Genomic DNA, 16,300 nt, shown 5'->3' with positions numbered 1-16,300 from the left:
AAGGATTAACCCTACACTGACAAAGTGCAGGGCTTTTTTTATTTCTAAATTTATAGAAGATTATTGATTTTTATATATTTTTGTGCAAATTTATAAACAAATAATTTGACAAATTGACTATTTCTCTTCCTAAAAAATAATTTGTCCGTTATACTTGGAATTGGTTTAGACCACAAGTTGAGGAGGACATTTATGAAAACAATATTATTACTATTGAAATTCGTTCTACCATTGATTTTAGCGACTTGTTTATTGTTAATTACCAATCCAGAAGTTTCATTAGCTGACGGTACTGCTGGTGTTTCTACCGATAATTATTCCAATGGTTTGCCAAGCGGCTTTTTCCAACCCACAGGTGGTCCAAGGTTAGTTGTTCCACTCTTTCCAATCGGTAGCTTGCCATACCGTAGACCCGGATTTACACAAGAACCTTATCAACAGATTGTTGATAAAGGCCAAAAAGATGTTCAACTAGAAGCCATTTTAACTCGTACCAAATATACACCGGATTCTAATTGGCTTTTTTCAGATGGAATAACGCCTGCAGAAAGCCTTACTAATTCAAGTGATCCAAAAATTACTGTTCCAACTGATAAAGTAGGAACCTTTTACTATCAATATCATGTTCATACCTCTCATAAATCCTTCATGGGCAAAGTAATAAATGATAATTATTATTCCAAAGTTGCCAAAGTAATCGTAAATGAAAAACATATTGATGCAACTAGTTTGACCATCAATAATGATACAAAATATTTATTCAATGAACCAACCGATTTCTTCCAAACTAGTTCCCAAATACTAAATACTAAAGAACCCTCTAACGCTTCCGGAGCTATTAAATGGTCTATTTCTGATCCTAATCTTGCTACGATTGATCAGAACGGTGTTTTAAAAGCTAATCAAAATAGAAATTCTGGTATTGTTACTGTCCAAGCTAGAATTGATAATGAAAATGGTAAAGTCATAAAAAGTAATCCACTTGATATTTTGATTGGTGGTGGTCTAAAAAATGTGACCGTTAAAGAAGGAGAAAAGGCTACTTTTAAGATTGCAAATACTGAAGCCGAAGCACGTGATGAAGGCGGTTTAAAAACTGAATGGTATAAAGTAGATTCAAAAGGTGTTGTTCAAAAATTACCGCAAAGTAAGGATTCTAACCCTTTCCAATATTCTTTTGATGCTAATCTCAAAGATGATGACAGTAAATATTTTGTAAAAGTCTTTGCCACCGAAAACAACAAAACTACTTTGGATTTACAAACTAACCAAGCCACATTAAATGTGGTCCCCAACAAGAACATCGAGAATCTAAATATCAATAATGAAATCAAAAATAATACCTATGCCTCCCACAATAATTACGATGAGCTTTTCAACGTAGCCAGAAACGATACTGTTTTTATCAACTCTGAGATTGAAAATAAAAATTCTACGGACCTTACTAATTCCAAGCTCGTCCTCACCCTACCGCCTTCATTAGCCGTTCAAGAAGTTGATACTAAGCCCTCTACGCTTGATTCTCACAAGCATCCTATTGACCCTAGTAATTATTCTATTTCCAAAGATACTAATGAATTGACGATTCGACTTGGCACAATAAATAAAGAATCAACCGAAAAAGTCTTCGTCAAATCTCTTATGAACGAAAAAAGCCTACAACAATCTGCCTTTATCCGACCTTATTTAAAAGGAATGGCTGAGCAATCCATATTCCTCAAAAATGGTAATCCTCTAAAACTAAATTTTAGTGAGAATCTTTTGCACGTTGCTTTTAAAAATATCCACTTTCATCCTATTTCACAATTTCAAAAAGGATTCATCGATACTCGTACCGATGACACTAATGCTCCTAATGCCATTATGAACGTTGACGACCAACGCAGAAGTAAGAATGCCCAGACAATTTCAGTCAAGCAAATAAGCAGTTTCCCTAATGTAGGTTCACTGCCTTTTGCACAATTGATGTTAAAAAAGAAAGATGGCCTAATCCCTATCAACCAATTAACAGAGGTTGCCAATTCTGAAGACGATTCCCCCGTCACACCAATTATTTGGTCAAAGAATGAAGGGCTCTTCTTAAGAGTCAACACTAACACGCCACCACCAGGAAAATATTCAGTCGACCTCCAGTGGACAATAACGGATTCAGTTCAAAAGTCTTCCTAATCAGGAGGCTTTTTTCTTGTCTTAAATTTCAACAAAGGCTGCCGCAACAACCTCTTACTCTGTCCACAAGCCATTTGCCAAGCTGGATAAAAGTAAATTGGCGCAATTGGAACGAAATAACGATTATCCAAATAATCCTCGACTGTAATGTGATGACGCTGAAAAAAATCCAGTTTTACTTGTTGAGAGTTATGATCATTTTTTTGTCGCAAACGTCTGATAAAATGTTGATTCATCAAAACTGGATTCAGGCGATATCCTTGTGGTTCAAAATCTAACACCTCAGCCAAATGCCGTTCTTGAAAAATTTGCCGTTGAAAAAAGATATGATTGAAAGGCCCGATAAATTTAATATGATGAAAAACTGTAAAAATTTGCCTTTTTGAATCTAGCATAATGATGTAATAACCCAATCTATCACTATAGTTGAGGAATTTAAGATGTTTTTTCTGAATTTGGTCATCTAAATAATTACCACCTAGTATCCAAATACTTTTAATGCCCAACTGGTGATATCCTAAAACCCTTTCTTCTAGCAAGTTGATTTTTAAGAGTGCACATTGATACTCAATTGCAATCTTCTGCTCAGTTAAAAAGATATCTGGACGCTGTTGAATCGTTGGCAAAAAGAATTCCGTTTTGACATTAGAAAACTCTTTTAATAAATTCAAAATTATTTTCTTACCAGTCAAATGTATTTCTCGTTCATTAATATCATTATTAATTTTATTTAAATGGCGAAAATATTTTCGTGCTTTTGTCGTGATCAATTTAACTGGTTTCTCACAACGACAACAAAAATATTTGCCTTTTTCCTTTGCATTTTGGGCGTAAATCAAAGTTCCCGATTCGTTCAAAGCAGCATACATTTTAATCACCTCGAACAAAATTACGCAAAAAAAAATCAACCCTAAGGTTGATCTACTTAATTACCAAAATAATATCTCGTCAATTCAAGCGCCGTCTTCGACATGATCTCTTGACCATATTCAGATAAAACAGCCGCCGTAACTTTAGTCTTGAAACTATATTCACTAAGTAATGCCAAAACATCGCTATAAGTCATTTCGTGCATTTCATCAGTAAAGAGAATCAATTGTAAGTAGTACTTGTCGTTGTACTCGAACAAATTAGAAATTCCGCTCTCTAAGTGTAACAAATTAGCCAATTGGACATAATCTTCAAAGTCTTTGAATTCAACAATAACAGTCTTAGTAGGTGTATCAGGATCATTCAAATATGGCGCTGTATCACTGTCATATTCTTCAGTTCCAACCTTATCCAAATTATTGTTTTCACTTGCGCCGACTGAATTTTGTAGCCCATTTAATGGCAATGAACCTGAACCTTCAGAATCATCACTCTTACTAATCAACAATTCCAAACCTTCTTTGTTTGGCATTATTTGGAAAGTAACAGGCTCATTGTTCGTGAAGACATGATTCTTATCGACCTCATCCAAAATACTATAAAAGAACGTCTCAATTTGTTTCTTGTTACCTAACAAGTCTAAAACTGTTACGCCTCGTTCTTGCAAATCCTCTGTACTAAGAATGACTCTGATCGTGTTCTCATTAAGTCGATCCATTTCCATCATAGTCACCTCAATTCTGTATCTACATTTTAACAGTCTGAAAAACTATTTCAACTATCGTATATCGATATTTAAAGTCATTCGAATAATATACTAAATGTCGTAGATAACGTCAAAGAAAATGCATTTTTTAAAGGCTATTCGTAATGGTCCAATTTAAAACCGAACTATAACTTCCACTTACTGCATGAGGTTCGTTCTTCATATTTAACAATACGCCATCCTTTTCGTCCCATTCAATTGAACTAATTCCAGAAGGAAAATTTCCCACATAAATTTGAATAGGGTTATCCGATAATATCTGATCACTCTTTCCTTTTTCTCGATAAATCAAAACATTGTTCATCGTGTTCAACCCATTTGAACTTGTCAGTGGTTTTGCCAGAGAAATCGTTAGATTGGATTGAATATTTTCAATAGGATAATTATTATTATCTATTTCGATAGCAAAACCTTTATTCTTTCTTTGAACAATTTGAGAACCATTGTTAATAGTTCCAAAGTCAATATCAGGAACTTTTATTGAAAAGTCATTTTTAAGCTGCTGTTGCCAAACATAGGTAGTAACTGGATTGCCCGTTGTTGAATATTTTTTTACTATTTCGTCATTTGACAATAATTCTCCTACCGGTTGATGGTCACTTCCTCCACTCTTTTCATCAACCTCTTGCCACATATTACTGATAGCCTTGTATGAAGAATCACCTATGGAAGTTCCTGGTTTTGGAATTGGAAAATTGGTCCCCTTGCTTGATCCCACCTCTTCTTGCATCAAAACTTTTGGACCCAATGTTATCTTCCAAAGATTATTATTACCACCGAAGAAATAGTTTAAATTAGTTGCATGAGTCGTATCAAATCCCGAAATATCCAGGGTCTCTAAATTCTGCATAGTATTGAAAATAGTATAGAAATTAGTAACTTTAGACGTATGCCATTTAGATAGATCTAGATGTTTTAATGCGTAACTGTAGAAGAATAGTTCTGACATATTAGTAGCACTAGAAACATCCCAATTCTCGATTGGCAAAGTTTCAAAATAATTTTTTTGAAAAGTATCTTGAAACTTAGTGACTTGTGAAACATCCCAATCTTTTATGCCTGATATATCCTTAGCAATCGTATTTTGAAAAGCACCACTCAAATTTGTGACCGACGACGTATTCCAATTTTTTAAGAAATCAAAATTAAGGACTTTACTTATCGAAAAGATATTACTCAGATTAGTAACACTTGATATATCCCACTCATCAATATTTAATTCTTCGAAGTTTTCAATGCCTGAACTCGCAAACATCCCACTTAAATCAGTCGCTGAACTAGTGTCAAAGTTTCCTATAATTTTCTTCAAACTTTTAGTACTTCTGAATAAATCAGCAAAATTTGTAACGTTTGAAGTATCATATTGTGATAAATCTATCACTTCAAAATCTGTTCCTTGATACATTCCATTGATAAGTTTCGCATTGCTTTTTACCAACGACTCATAACCTATTAAAGTATTCTCATTTAGTAACCTATCGTTGTAAAACATCCTACCGAATTTTTCTGCTTTGTTTTCTTTAAAATTAGACAAATTCAATCTTTCCAAGTTTTTACATCCCGAAAACATAGCAGTAAAACTATTAGCATTAGAAATATCCCAATTATTTATCACTGAAATATCCGTATCAGTCACATTTTGAAAAGTACAGGTAAAATCAACTACGTTACTCGTATTCCAACCAGATAAGCCCTTTATTTGGTTGATATTACTATCACCTTCAAACAAATAAGACATATCAGTTACATTCCCTGTATCCCAGTTACTCAAATCCAATTCCTCAAATTTAGTACCTTCAAATAATTTATTCATATTTGTAACTTTTGAAACATCCCAATTAGCAATATCACTTGGATCATTCTTTGTAAAATCGGTCTTCGCAAACACCCCAGTTAAATCAGTAATTCGACTCGTATCAAAATCTTTCAATCCTATAATCTTACCAGGAACTCCATTAAACATACTCACCATGTGCTGAAGTCTGGACATATCAAAATTCGACAAATCTAATTCTTCTAGCGACGTACAATTCATGAACATTGATCCCATACTTTCAACTTTACTAGTCTCAAAATTCGACAAATCCAATTTTTGAAGATCATTATCATTGTAAAACATGGAAGACATCCAAACGCACTTTGAGGTATCCCATGTTTCTATACCAATTATTTGTTTTAATTTAGGATCTTTCTGAAACATTGCACCAAGATGATTAGCATTAGAAACATCCAAATTAGTCACATCAATCGTTATCACATTAGGCAAATCAGAAAACACACTATTTCTACCTCCATCATCCAAAGTGGCAGAATTAACAAAAACACCTTCCTCTACATAGACACTTTTAATAGAACTAGCATATGGACTCCAATTACCAGTTCCATATGCTAGTGTTCCTGAATGGATCGTTAATAATCCATTATCATCAATATCCCAACTAGCCGTTCCATTTATCCCACTTTTATAAATCGAATCGATTGAACGTGGAAGCAAATTATTAGTTTTTTCTGATATAGAATTATTAATAACACCGTTTACATCTATGCTAGAAAGTTGCCCTATATCATTATTTTCAGCTGCCTGAGCACTTAGATTATTTCCAAAAATAAAAGTTAAATACATCAATAAAATAATTATCATTGATTCACTTAGCTTTTGAGATTTCTTTGGTATATTATTTTTCACTAACATTTATTTTCCCCAGAAATGTGTTTCTTTAACATTATATAAAAATATTATTCATATAATAAATATGATTTGTGGAATTTTCTAATTTAATAATCCTCTTACAAAAATTTCTATACCCATTAGCATAGCACAATATAGTACTAAAAGCGTTCCCATAACTCTCTCTAAGCGGCTTAGCCGCAATACATTGGAATACCAACGCTAAGGCGTTCCCATAACTCTCTCTAAGCGGCTTAGCCGCAAAGAGAGAGTAAAAAAAAAAGACCACCTTCCAAAAATGGAAAGTGATCTGGTAATTTTTTTATAAGCCAGCCATAAGTTGAGCCTTTTGAAGTTCCATAGTTCTGACACTTCTAGGCAAGAATCTTCTGATTTCATCTTCATTGAAACCAACTTGAAGACGTTTATCATCCATGATGATAGGACGTTTCAAGAGACCTGGGTTTGTTTGAACCAAATCTAACAATTGATCAATTGTTAAATCATCCAAATTTACCTTAAGGTTTTGGAATGCCTTTGAACGAGTAGAAATAATTTCTTCTGTCCCGTTTTCAGTCATTTGAAGTACTTGTTTGATTTCTTGCTTATTTAAAGGTTCTGAGTAAATGTTTCTTTCTTTGTAAGGAATATCATGTTGTTCAAGCCAAGCCTTGGCTTTACGACATGAGGTGCAACTTGGAGATGTATAAATGGTAACCATATATAATCTCTCCTTTCCTGTGTAGTATCAAACTCTTTAAACACATTAATATTGTAACTTAAACGTATAATAAAATCTATAGGTTTTCACGAAAAAGTTACGAATATTTGTTCTTAAAATATTTGTTTGTGAAAACATGTACCCGACAAATAGCCATCTATATAATCCTTTCACAAATTACATAGATATTAGTTTATTTATTCCATTAGTTATAATTAATACTACTTTCATTGAAAACCTAAAGCCTATTCCTAAGCCTTACACTTCAACTTCCAAACCTTGGAATGCATGAATTACTGGAACATCTTCAGCATATTTTTGTGATTGCTTTAACATAACGTCAGCATCAACGGTCTGTGGTAAGTGACTGATCATCAAACGTTTAACATTGCTTTCTTTAGCTAACGTTCCTGCCTCTTTTGTATTAAGATGGGCTTTGCGACCAGTAACGTCTTCTGGGAAGTTAGTGTCCGCAATCAATAAGTCGGCATCTTTTGCAAAATCAACTAAACCATCAAAGTAAGTTGTATCAGCGGTATAAACGATTACCTTACCATCCTTATCAGTGATACGCATTGCATATGCTGGAACTGGATGAACGGTTCTCATGAACTCAAACTTCAAGTCATCGATTTGAGTTGGTTCATAATCGTTATAAGCAATTCCTTTAGTGGCGTTATCGACTGACAATTGCGCAAAGTTGACAAAATCTTGAGTATGACCATAAATAGGTAATAGATTCTCTTTTTTAGCTGCAAGCCATTCGTACTGCAAAACACCAACATCTGCGGTATGATCATGGTGATAATGTGATAAGATGACACCATCTAGATCAGTTGGTTTCATATAACTTGCTAGTGAATTCAAAACACCACTACCGCAATCGATCAAGTAGTTCTTATCGCCATCCCTTAATAGGTAACCAGATGTTCCGATTCCCTTATAAGGGTAACCACCATAAAAACCTAAAACTGTAACTAACATAGAAAACCTCCAAAAAATTTTATAATTGAAAGGATTTCAATAACTATGAACATAACATTAAAGCTAGGCACATATCTCTTTTTGAAGAGTCAGATGTCACCATCCGATACTTTATTAAAACCCTTATTTCATGCCAATGCAGACCATCTTTTGATAAAAAATTTATCAACATTTGCACAATATCGCGGTATCAGTGGGGTTTACGAACCTTTGAATAGTCTATATTCCTTGACTTATTTAAAATTAAATCCTGATCAAGCCAAATTATTCGAGGAAAAACTATTCAGTACCCACTCATACTCTTTTAATTCTACATCAACCGCCGTCTTGCAAAAAAGGGAAAGTCCCAGAGAATATTTAATTATTAGAACTTTTGACACAACTTCACAAATTAAAGTCTGGCAAACACTACTTCAAGAAGAAATTCAAAAACAAATTCAAGGTTCCAACCAAGAAGATTTCGGTTTCTTCTCAAAAGCTTACGTAGTTACAGACGAAACTTCTGCTTAATACTACGCCAGGAAACTTGATAACTGATGAAACCAAACAATCCATACAAGACGATATAACCGCCGAAGATCAATATGATATTTTTAGAAATATGTCGTCCACTATCAAACATTGCTATAGCAGTATATGATTGCACTAAGGCAAAGACGATTGGAATCAAGAACGTCCAAGTGTTTTCTCGTAAAATAATCCGCTTGATTTCTTTTTCTTCGACACCGATTTTTTGCAAAGTTCGTAATTGTCTGGATTGATAATCATCTCGCAATAAAATTCTCAAAGTCAAAACGCTCCCCAAAGCTATCAATAAAGCTACGCTGAATAAGGCTACGATATACAAATAAAAACCGCCACCTTGTTTGAAACGTTTTTTAATATTACCCTCACGCAAATATCCTACCTGTGTATATACAGAGGCATCATATTGCTTGGGGGCTTTTTTGATGACTTCTATTGTCGAATCTTTTAAAGAAGACTTGAGATTTACCTTCAAATAGTAGGCATATCGATAGTTTTTTAAACGTTCAGCTTGAGACTTCTGCAGTTGGTCTCCCTTTTTGAAATTCCATCCATAAAAAGTATCATTGATTTCAGCTGGCATATTTTGATAATACTTATCTGGCACAATCATCATTGGACCAAAATGCATTGAACCACCATAAGGAAAGGCTCGGCCGGCTTTAGCTTTAGCAATCATTGGTGCGCCCTTAACGGCGATGTTATATTCTGTCTCTTGATCTTGATACATGATTCCGGTGGGAGTATCAATTTTCATAAATTCATTCGAATTAATTTTACTGTTACCTTTACGCATCTGTTTAGGTAATGATTTATACGATGAATAAGACATGAAAGTCATTGGTTGCTTCATATAGGTGGAACTTTTTTTATTATAGTAAGATGTTAAATTTATTTTGACGTTAGTTTTATATTTTCTTTTTATCTTTGCATCAGTCTGTTTGAGCTCTTTTCTAATAAAATGAGCCGTATCTTTATTGGCTGCCAACTCAAAAGGATAAGAGCTATCGTAACTTTCATGAACAGCTTGATACCCGAAATAGCAAAACGTCAGTAAAGCCAAGGCTAAAGCTGATAATTCCGTTACGAACCACAAAATAGAAATATTTTGAAAAAGTCGTTCTTTTAAATATTTAAATGAAAAAAGATTCAAACCTGAATAGGAAATTGCATGAATTTTCTGCAATAAATTTAGAATTGTTGGTAAAAAACCATAGTAAACCAAATACGTTCCAAAAATATAAGCTAACAAAATGAAAAAGATCTCATTCAATGGCTTAGCAGAATAACTAATCATTCGAATATCGGTGAACAACGACCAGGTACAAACTTGAGCACTGAATAAAAGTGCAATCCCAAAGACTCCCGCAGGTATTCGCAACCACCAACGAGTCTTGACGTTAATTTTCCGCTGCTTTTTTCGTAAGATTCGGATCGTCTTGATTGCATTCAGTAGACTTAAAATAATCGTTGAGAATAAGAACGTCCAAAACATCATCAACAGCGTATCTCCACCAAAGCTAGTCGCAAAATTGTAACGAATTTGCATTAAATAAAACAGCAACATTCCCATAAACTTTTGAAAAATCACCATCAGTAACAGACCAACTAGCCACGCGACTATTTGCACGATAGCGGTCTGGAAGAAACTTATCATCACGATGACCCAACGTGACATCCCCAGCTTCTCAAAAGTCAAAAATTCATTTTTTTGTCGTTGTATAAAAAATCCACCTACATAAATCATATAAATAAAGGCAAAAAAGGCGAACAACCCACTCATAAAAGTAGAAATTTCATAGATAAACGAATTCCACCAGTGCAATGCCGCATGAACTGAAGGGCTATCCCCCATTGACAGCAAAATCCCAAAAACGCCAATGGCAAAACTGCAGGCTAAGATATAAATCAAATAGCTGTCGCGCATATTTGAAAGACTACGTTTAATAATTTTGCGATACATTGAAATAATTTCCTCCACCAATCGTTCGTTGCATGTTGATTATTTGCTCGAAGAACTTGTCACGGTCTCCTGGATTAACTACCTCTGAAAAAACTACCCCATCTTTGATAAAAACTACCCGCGTACAATAACTGGCTGTGAAGGCGTCATGAGTTGCCATCAAAATAGTGGTTTTTTCTTTTTGGTTGATCAGCTGCATATAATTCAACAAAATAGTCGCCGACTTAGAATCCAAACTACCAGTTGGTTCATCCGCAAATAAGATTTCTGGTTTATTGATCAAAGCTCTGGCAGCTGCCACCATTTGACGTTGTCCTAGCGATAATTCGTCAATTTCACGTTGAGCTAGTTTTTCGATATTCAACAAATTCATCATATATTGAAATCTTTCTTCGATAATCTTTTTATTAGCTCGACTCAAAGCCAATGGCAAAATAACATTTTCCTTAACATTCAAGGAATCTAGTAATTCGAAACTTTGATAAATAAAGCCCATTTTATTACGACGGTATTTTGCTAAATCACGATCATGCAACTGGGTTAAATCTAAGCCATCGATGATTATCTGTCCGTGATCGGGTCGTTCGTTAGTTGAAATCATGTTTAACAGCGTCGTCTTCCCAGCTCCAGAAGGTCCCATGATTCCTAATAGCTCTCCATGTTCAACTTCTAAGGTGATATCCTTAATAGCATGAACAGCATTTTTCTTCTTCCCAAAATCTTTTGAAATATTCTTTACAGCAATTTGCACAGTAAACTCTCCAAAATTAATTATTTATTGTTATCATACTATATAGTGTCTTTATTCTAGCACGGAGGATTTTTTTAAATGGTTAAAATTATGATTATTGAGGATGATTTCTCCATCGCCAAGCTGATCAGTGAAAATCTGGCAAAATGGCAAATGGACTCCTACATTACTAAAGATTTCGACAATATTATCGAACAATTCAAAGATTATCAACCCGATTTAGTGCTACTAGATATCAATTTACCGGTCTATGACGGCTATTATTGGAATCAAGAGATTCGTAAGATTTCTAAACTACCTATTATCATCATTTCTTCACGTAATTCTAATATGGATCAAATCATGGCTATGAATATGGGAGCAGATGATTTCGTTGAAAAGCCTTTCTCAGTCGATATTCTAGTTGCCAAAATAAATGCTCTATTGCGTCGAACTTATGATTTTTCAAAGAGTTCCAGCGATACAATCGAACACAATGGGTTAAAACTCAATTTATCCAGCGGGACCGTTGAAATTGGAGACGAAAAAATTGACCTCTCCAAAAACGAATACAAATTATTGCAACGTCTATTAAAAGATCAAGGCAAAATCGTTACTCGTGAGCAACTATTGAATTTCATGTGGGACGATGAACGATTCGTCGACGACAACACTTTGACAGTTAACATCAATCGTCTTCGTGGCAAAATCGAAAAATTTGGCTTAAAGAATTACATCGTTACTAAAGTCGGTCAAGGGTACATTATTCCTTAGCGAGGTTAAAGATGACATTTTTTAAATATTTGCGCGATCACATTTACTCAATTTTGATTGTCCTAGTGGGAATGACCTTCGTCGAATTAGTTTTATTCCTCGATCCTAGAGTTCATTTTCACCTAGGGACACTCGTTTATACTTGGATTCTGGCGGTAATTTTTTTGGTCGTCAATTTATCAGTTTCTTATTTGCACAAAAAGAGCTGGTATGAACAGCTATCAAACTATCAAGACGATCTTTCCAAAGAACTATTTGGAGCTAGAAATAACGAGCAGCAATTCATCCAAGACAAGATCAACAACATTTCACTGCAATATCGCAACGAATTAACAGAGTTATACCAGAATCAAAAGGATCAACGAGAGTATACCGAATCATGGGTACATGACATTAAAGTTCCTTTAGCGGCTTTAAAATTGTCACAAGATGACGATCTGGACCGAGAATTAATCGCCCAAGAATTGGAAGAAATTGATTATTTAGTCGACCAAGCACTGTACTTTGCTCGCTTGAATAACTTCTCCAATGACTATCTGATTCAAGAACAAGACTTAAACGACATCGTTAAATCTTGTATCAGAACCAACAAACGTCTCTTTATCAGCAAACGAATCGGCATTCACTTCGAGATCACCGACAAAAAAGTTTTGACTGATGAAAAATGGCTAAGCTTTATTATTAACCAAATTCTCTCCAACAGCTTAAAATACACCGCAACTGGCGGTAAGATCAACATCTTCTCGACTACCCATGATGGAAATATTGAATTACACCTTAAAGACAACGGTATTGGTATCAAAAATCAAGATATCAGCCGTGTTTTCAATAAAGGTTTTACTGGTACTAACGGTCGCAAGAGTGGTAGTAAATCGACTGGTATGGGACTGTATTTGGTTAAAAAGATGGTCGACAAACTCGGTCACACTATCCAAATCAAATCTCAGGAAAATCAAGGTACAGAAACAATTATTACCTTCTTAGATTTGCCTTATTATAAATAAATGCGCGTAAGCTTTTTAACTTACGCGCATTTATTCTTTATCGTTATTTCTTGGACTTAACAATAGCTGCTCATCTCTTTTTCCAGAGCATCGAGAGAAACATCTTGAGGATTATCTTTGAATTCTCGTTCAGCCTTCTCACAGAGCTCTCTGTCGATTTCGTCTTCAATTTTTTCGACTGCAGCAGAACGAAGAAAGGCTGAAACGCTCAAATTTTTAGATTTAGCGTAATTCTTAATCATTCGTTCGTCACGTCCGTCTATGTATACTGAAATAGTTGCCATTTTCGTCACCACCCCTATGTCGCCCCTAGTGTATATTGTTCGACCAAATTTTTCAATAGTTATGCTATTCACAACTTAATATTATATAAAAAATATTCTATAATTTGATTATGCAGTATTCTTCTAAAAAATACCATGACTATATACAGATTGTTTTAATTACGCTTGTAGACTGGGTTTGTGAACAAGACCACTTTCTAAACAAAGAGCCAACTCATTGATTTGAGTTGGCTCTTTTCTATTAATTATAAGAATTTGAACGTTTATTTACATTTTTAAAGTCAAAGCATTCAAAGCTACGACGACGGTTGAAAGTGACATTACTACCGCACCAACAGCTGGGCTCAAAACGAAACCAATCCCTGCTAAAATACCGGCAGCTAGTGGAATAGCAATAATATTGTATCCAGCACCCCACCAAAGATTCTCCACAGTCTTCTTGTAAGTATTATGCGATAATTTCAAGAATTTGATGATATCGCTAGGATCACTGTTATACAAGACTACATCTGCAGAATCAATTGCGACGTCAGTTCCGGCTCCAATAGCAACACCGATAGTGGCTGAAGCTAAACTAGGAGCATCATTGATTCCATCACCGACCATCAAAACGTGATGACCGCTAAGTTCCAATTGTTTAATGACTTGATGCTTGTCTTCTGGCAATAACTCAGCACGAAATTCATCGATGCCCATTTGCTTAGCCATAATAGCAGCTGCTTCTTTATTATCACCGGTCAACATAATAGGCGTAATATTTCTAGCTTTTAATTCTTTGATAAATTCAATGGTATTCTTCTTGATTCGATCGCCTAAAGCTACGAACCCAAGTACCTTTTTATCGGCTACTAAATAACTAATCGTATTACCTTTGTCTAAATATGTTTGAACTAATTTCTTATCTAGTGAAATTTCATGTTCACTCAAGTATTTCATATTAACTAAATAATATTGACGGTTATCAAAACTAGCACTCATCCCATAACCTTTTAGAGCTTGGATATTGTCGATAGCAGCTGGTTGGATTTCTTTATCTTTCGCGTAACTGACAATACTACTTGCAATTGGGTGACTAGATCCACCTTCGATTCCGGCAATAATCGCTAATAGGTTCTTATTATCGATTGATTTATCAAGACTTTGCAAACCATTAACCGTGAACTTTCCTTCTGTCAAAGTACCAGTTTTATCCATGGCTACATAATCAATCTTACGACTATTTTCCATTGCTTGATTGTCACGAATAATCAAACCATTTGTTGCAGCAATTGAAGTACTACGTGACATAACCAAAGGAATTGCCAAACCTAAAGCATGCGGACAAGCGATAACCAAAACAGCCACTAATCTATTTAAGGCTGTATTCATATCGCCAAAAATCAACCAATAAACAAAAGCAATGATTCCTACTGACAAAGCAGCATAGAACAGCCAGCTAGATACCTTATCGGCTAACATTTGCGTCTTAGAACGATTATTTTGTGCATCAGATACTAGTTTACTGATTTGAGACAAGTAGCCCTCATTGGCAGATTTATCAACTTTTACACGAATCGTACCCTCACCGTTGATTGATCCGCCGACTACCTTGCTACCGACTTCTTTTTTGACCGCTTTAGATTCCCCGGTGATCAAAGATTCATTGATATAACTAGAACCACTGATAATATGTCCATCGAGTGGAACCGATTCACCAGCACGTACCTCAATAACATTGCCGGCCTTAACCATTGAAATATCATGATCCATTGTTTGATCATCGTGAACCATATGTACCTTGCTTGGTACTAATGAAGCAATTTTTTGTAAAGCATTGCCGGCACTCATCGTCGACTTCATTTCAATCCAGTGACCTAGCAGCATGATGACGATCAAAGATGCCAGTTCCCAGAAAAAGTCCATGATGTGCGTTGAAGAATGTAATAAATTGTTCTCAACAAAAGCATATAGACTGTAAATATAAGCAACACTGATACCCATAGTGATCAAAGTCATCATTGCAGGCTGCTTGGACATTAATTCTCCTTTGGCACCACTGATAAATGGTTTGCCACCATAGAAGAAAAGGATTGTTGCTAGTGCTAAAACTATCCAATCAGATCCTGGAAATTGAACTTGGAATGGCAAATTCAAGCCCATAAATGGTGAAAGGATAAATACTGGTATTGCTAAAACAAGTGAGATCCAAAATTTCTGTCTCAAGTCCCCCATATCCATCATATGACCACCGTGCATCATCATATGACTTCCCGACATGCCCATAGTTGAATGATCCATATCCATATTTTTCATATCGTGCATCTCTTCATTATTCATTCAAATCACTCTCCAAACAATCACATTCAACAACTTCTGGAGCTGTCGCTTTTTTTTGATTGAGGGTTTCAATAATTGCTGAGATATCACTCTTAGATATTTCAGAATTATCGATCAAATCTTTGATAGCATACCCTTTTCTCATGCAACAAAGATTATCGAATAAGTCATTGACACTATCATGAATCGCTTCATCTTCTGAAATCAATGGCCGGTATACATAAGGACGTTTAGTTTCTTCAGCTTGTAAAAAATTCTTCTTTTGTAGACGACCTATCAAAGTCTTAATTGTGGCAGCCTTCCAATCAGTCTTTTTCTCCAAAAAATCAATTACTTGCTTGCTAGTGGCTTGACCCAAAGTCCAAATGATCCTCATTACCTGCCATTCAGCACGGCTCATGGATTCAACTTCTTTCATGTCGATTCCTCCTTTTCGGTTTACAATTGTAATCTTTCTCAACAAAATACAGTTTACAACTGTAAACGTTAGAAGTAAAGTCAAACGCTCAACAAAAAAACTCACCAA

At 35.0% G+C, this 16,300-nt stretch carries 14 protein-coding genes; 4 read left to right on the top strand and 10 right to left on the bottom strand.

Annotated elements, in window-relative coordinates; translation table 11 throughout:
• The first annotated feature begins 192 nt into the window (after positions 1-192).
• Positions 193-2,169, top strand: coding sequence for a cell surface SD repeat-containing protein (locus tag LF20184_RS03640; protein ID WP_010020583.1), 1,977 nt, complete (start codon positions 193-195; stop codon positions 2,167-2,169).
• Here LF20184_RS03640 and LF20184_RS03635 read toward each other — a convergent pair.
• The 5 genes from LF20184_RS03635 to LF20184_RS03615 form a co-directional block, all read right to left on the bottom strand.
• Positions 2,166-3,038 carry a competence protein CoiA gene (locus LF20184_RS03635; RefSeq protein WP_010020584.1) on the bottom strand — a complete coding sequence of 291 codons (873 nt, stop codon included), beginning with the start codon at positions 3,036-3,038 and terminating at the stop codon, positions 2,166-2,168. The genes LF20184_RS03640 and LF20184_RS03635 overlap by 4 nt on opposite strands.
• A 56-nt stretch (positions 3,039-3,094) precedes the next feature.
• The gene (locus tag LF20184_RS03630; RefSeq protein ID WP_010020585.1) at positions 3,095-3,763 is read right to left on the bottom strand and encodes an adaptor protein MecA; all 669 of its coding nucleotides are present in this window, start codon (positions 3,761-3,763) and stop codon (positions 3,095-3,097) included.
• A 130-nt stretch (positions 3,764-3,893) separates the two neighbouring features.
• Positions 3,894-6,497, bottom strand: a complete 2,604-nt coding sequence (locus LF20184_RS03625; RefSeq protein WP_010020586.1) for a BspA family leucine-rich repeat surface protein — start codon at positions 6,495-6,497, stop codon at positions 3,894-3,896.
• 298 nt (positions 6,498-6,795) lie between these two features.
• Complete coding sequence (gene spxA, locus LF20184_RS03620) at positions 6,796-7,194, bottom strand: transcriptional regulator SpxA (RefSeq protein WP_010020587.1); 399 nt, start codon at positions 7,192-7,194, stop codon at positions 6,796-6,798.
• Between the two features lie 258 nt (positions 7,195-7,452).
• Entirely contained in the window at positions 7,453-8,178 is a 726-nt protein-coding gene (locus LF20184_RS03615; RefSeq protein ID WP_010020588.1) for an MBL fold metallo-hydrolase, read from the bottom strand.
• A 45-nt stretch (positions 8,179-8,223) separates the two neighbouring features.
• Between LF20184_RS03615 and LF20184_RS03610 the strand changes: the two genes are divergently transcribed.
• Entirely contained in the window at positions 8,224-8,688 is a 465-nt protein-coding gene (locus LF20184_RS03610) for a hypothetical protein (RefSeq protein ID WP_133278258.1), read from the top strand.
• Here the strand turns inward: LF20184_RS03610 and LF20184_RS03605 are convergent.
• The gene (locus LF20184_RS03605; RefSeq protein ID WP_010020590.1) at positions 8,666-10,666 is read right to left on the bottom strand and encodes an FtsX-like permease family protein; all 2,001 of its coding nucleotides are present in this window, start codon (positions 10,664-10,666) and stop codon (positions 8,666-8,668) included. The genes LF20184_RS03610 and LF20184_RS03605 overlap by 23 nt on opposite strands.
• Positions 10,647-11,417, bottom strand: coding sequence for an ABC transporter ATP-binding protein (locus LF20184_RS03600; protein ID WP_010020591.1), 771 nt, complete (start codon positions 11,415-11,417; stop codon positions 10,647-10,649). Before LF20184_RS03600 ends, LF20184_RS03605 begins: the two co-directional genes overlap by 20 nt.
• A gap of 78 nt (positions 11,418-11,495) precedes the next feature.
• Here LF20184_RS03600 and LF20184_RS03595 point away from each other — a divergent pair, with 78 nt between their 5' ends.
• Together LF20184_RS03595 and LF20184_RS03590 are read left to right on the top strand one after the other, a co-directional pair.
• Positions 11,496-12,170: a response regulator transcription factor gene (locus LF20184_RS03595; protein ID WP_010020592.1), complete on the top strand. Its 675-nt coding sequence runs from the start codon at positions 11,496-11,498 to the stop codon at positions 12,168-12,170.
• An 11-nt stretch (positions 12,171-12,181) separates the two neighbouring features.
• Positions 12,182-13,174: a sensor histidine kinase gene (locus LF20184_RS03590; protein WP_010020593.1), complete on the top strand. Its 993-nt coding sequence runs from the start codon at positions 12,182-12,184 to the stop codon at positions 13,172-13,174.
• Between the two features lie 56 nt (positions 13,175-13,230).
• On the opposite strand, the gene relB is transcribed toward LF20184_RS03590, so the two are convergent.
• The 3 genes from relB to LF20184_RS03575 all read right to left on the bottom strand — a co-directional run bounded on the left by relB (position 13,231) and on the right by LF20184_RS03575 (position 16,192).
• Entirely contained in the window at positions 13,231-13,458 is a 228-nt protein-coding gene (relB, locus tag LF20184_RS03585; RefSeq protein ID WP_010020596.1) for a type II toxin-antitoxin system RelB family antitoxin, read from the bottom strand.
• Between the two features lie 267 nt (positions 13,459-13,725).
• Positions 13,726-15,774, bottom strand: coding sequence for a heavy metal translocating P-type ATPase (locus LF20184_RS03580; RefSeq protein WP_010020597.1), 2,049 nt, complete (start codon positions 15,772-15,774; stop codon positions 13,726-13,728).
• Complete coding sequence (locus tag LF20184_RS03575) at positions 15,767-16,192, bottom strand: CopY/TcrY family copper transport repressor (RefSeq protein ID WP_010020599.1); 426 nt, start codon at positions 16,190-16,192, stop codon at positions 15,767-15,769. The genes LF20184_RS03580 and LF20184_RS03575 overlap by 8 nt, the downstream gene beginning before the upstream one ends.
• Between the last annotated feature and the right edge of the window lie 108 nt (positions 16,193-16,300).

This window comes from Companilactobacillus farciminis KCTC 3681 = DSM 20184 (genome assembly GCF_002706745.1).
Classification (GTDB): Bacteria; Bacillota; Bacilli; order Lactobacillales; family Lactobacillaceae; genus Companilactobacillus; species Companilactobacillus farciminis.
Note: the sequence above shows the minus strand (reverse complement) of the source record. Positions and strands in the feature narration are given on the sequence as shown.

What these genes read in the sequence shown, in the direction of transcription:
- LF20184_RS03630 (WP_010020585.1), bottom strand. Translation starts at nt 3,763, where the DNA reads ATGGAAATGGATCGACTTAATGAGAACACGATCAGAGTCATTCTTAGT.
- LF20184_RS03575 (WP_010020599.1), bottom strand. Translation starts at nt 16,192, where the DNA reads ATGAAAGAAGTTGAATCCATGAGCCGTGCTGAATGGCAGGTAATGAGG.
- relB (WP_010020596.1), bottom strand. Translation starts at nt 13,458, where the DNA reads ATGGCAACTATTTCAGTATACATAGACGGACGTGACGAACGAATGATT.
- LF20184_RS03640 (WP_010020583.1), top strand. Translation starts at nt 193, where the DNA reads ATGAAAACAATATTATTACTATTGAAATTCGTTCTACCATTGATTTTA.
- LF20184_RS03615 (WP_010020588.1), bottom strand. Translation starts at nt 8,178, where the DNA reads ATGTTAGTTACAGTTTTAGGTTTTTATGGTGGTTACCCTTATAAGGGA.
- LF20184_RS03590 (WP_010020593.1), top strand. Translation starts at nt 12,182, where the DNA reads ATGACATTTTTTAAATATTTGCGCGATCACATTTACTCAATTTTGATT.
- LF20184_RS03595 (WP_010020592.1), top strand. Translation starts at nt 11,496, where the DNA reads ATGGTTAAAATTATGATTATTGAGGATGATTTCTCCATCGCCAAGCTG.
- spxA (WP_010020587.1), bottom strand. Translation starts at nt 7,194, where the DNA reads ATGGTTACCATTTATACATCTCCAAGTTGCACCTCATGTCGTAAAGCC.
- LF20184_RS03610 (WP_133278258.1), top strand. Translation starts at nt 8,224, where the DNA reads ATGAACATAACATTAAAGCTAGGCACATATCTCTTTTTGAAGAGTCAG.
- LF20184_RS03605 (WP_010020590.1), bottom strand. Translation starts at nt 10,666, where the DNA reads ATGTATCGCAAAATTATTAAACGTAGTCTTTCAAATATGCGCGACAGC.
- LF20184_RS03635 (WP_010020584.1), bottom strand. Translation starts at nt 3,038, where the DNA reads ATGTATGCTGCTTTGAACGAATCGGGAACTTTGATTTACGCCCAAAAT.
- LF20184_RS03625 (WP_010020586.1), bottom strand. Translation starts at nt 6,497, where the DNA reads ATGTTAGTGAAAAATAATATACCAAAGAAATCTCAAAAGCTAAGTGAA.
- LF20184_RS03580 (WP_010020597.1), bottom strand. Translation starts at nt 15,774, where the DNA reads ATGAATAATGAAGAGATGCACGATATGAAAAATATGGATATGGATCAT.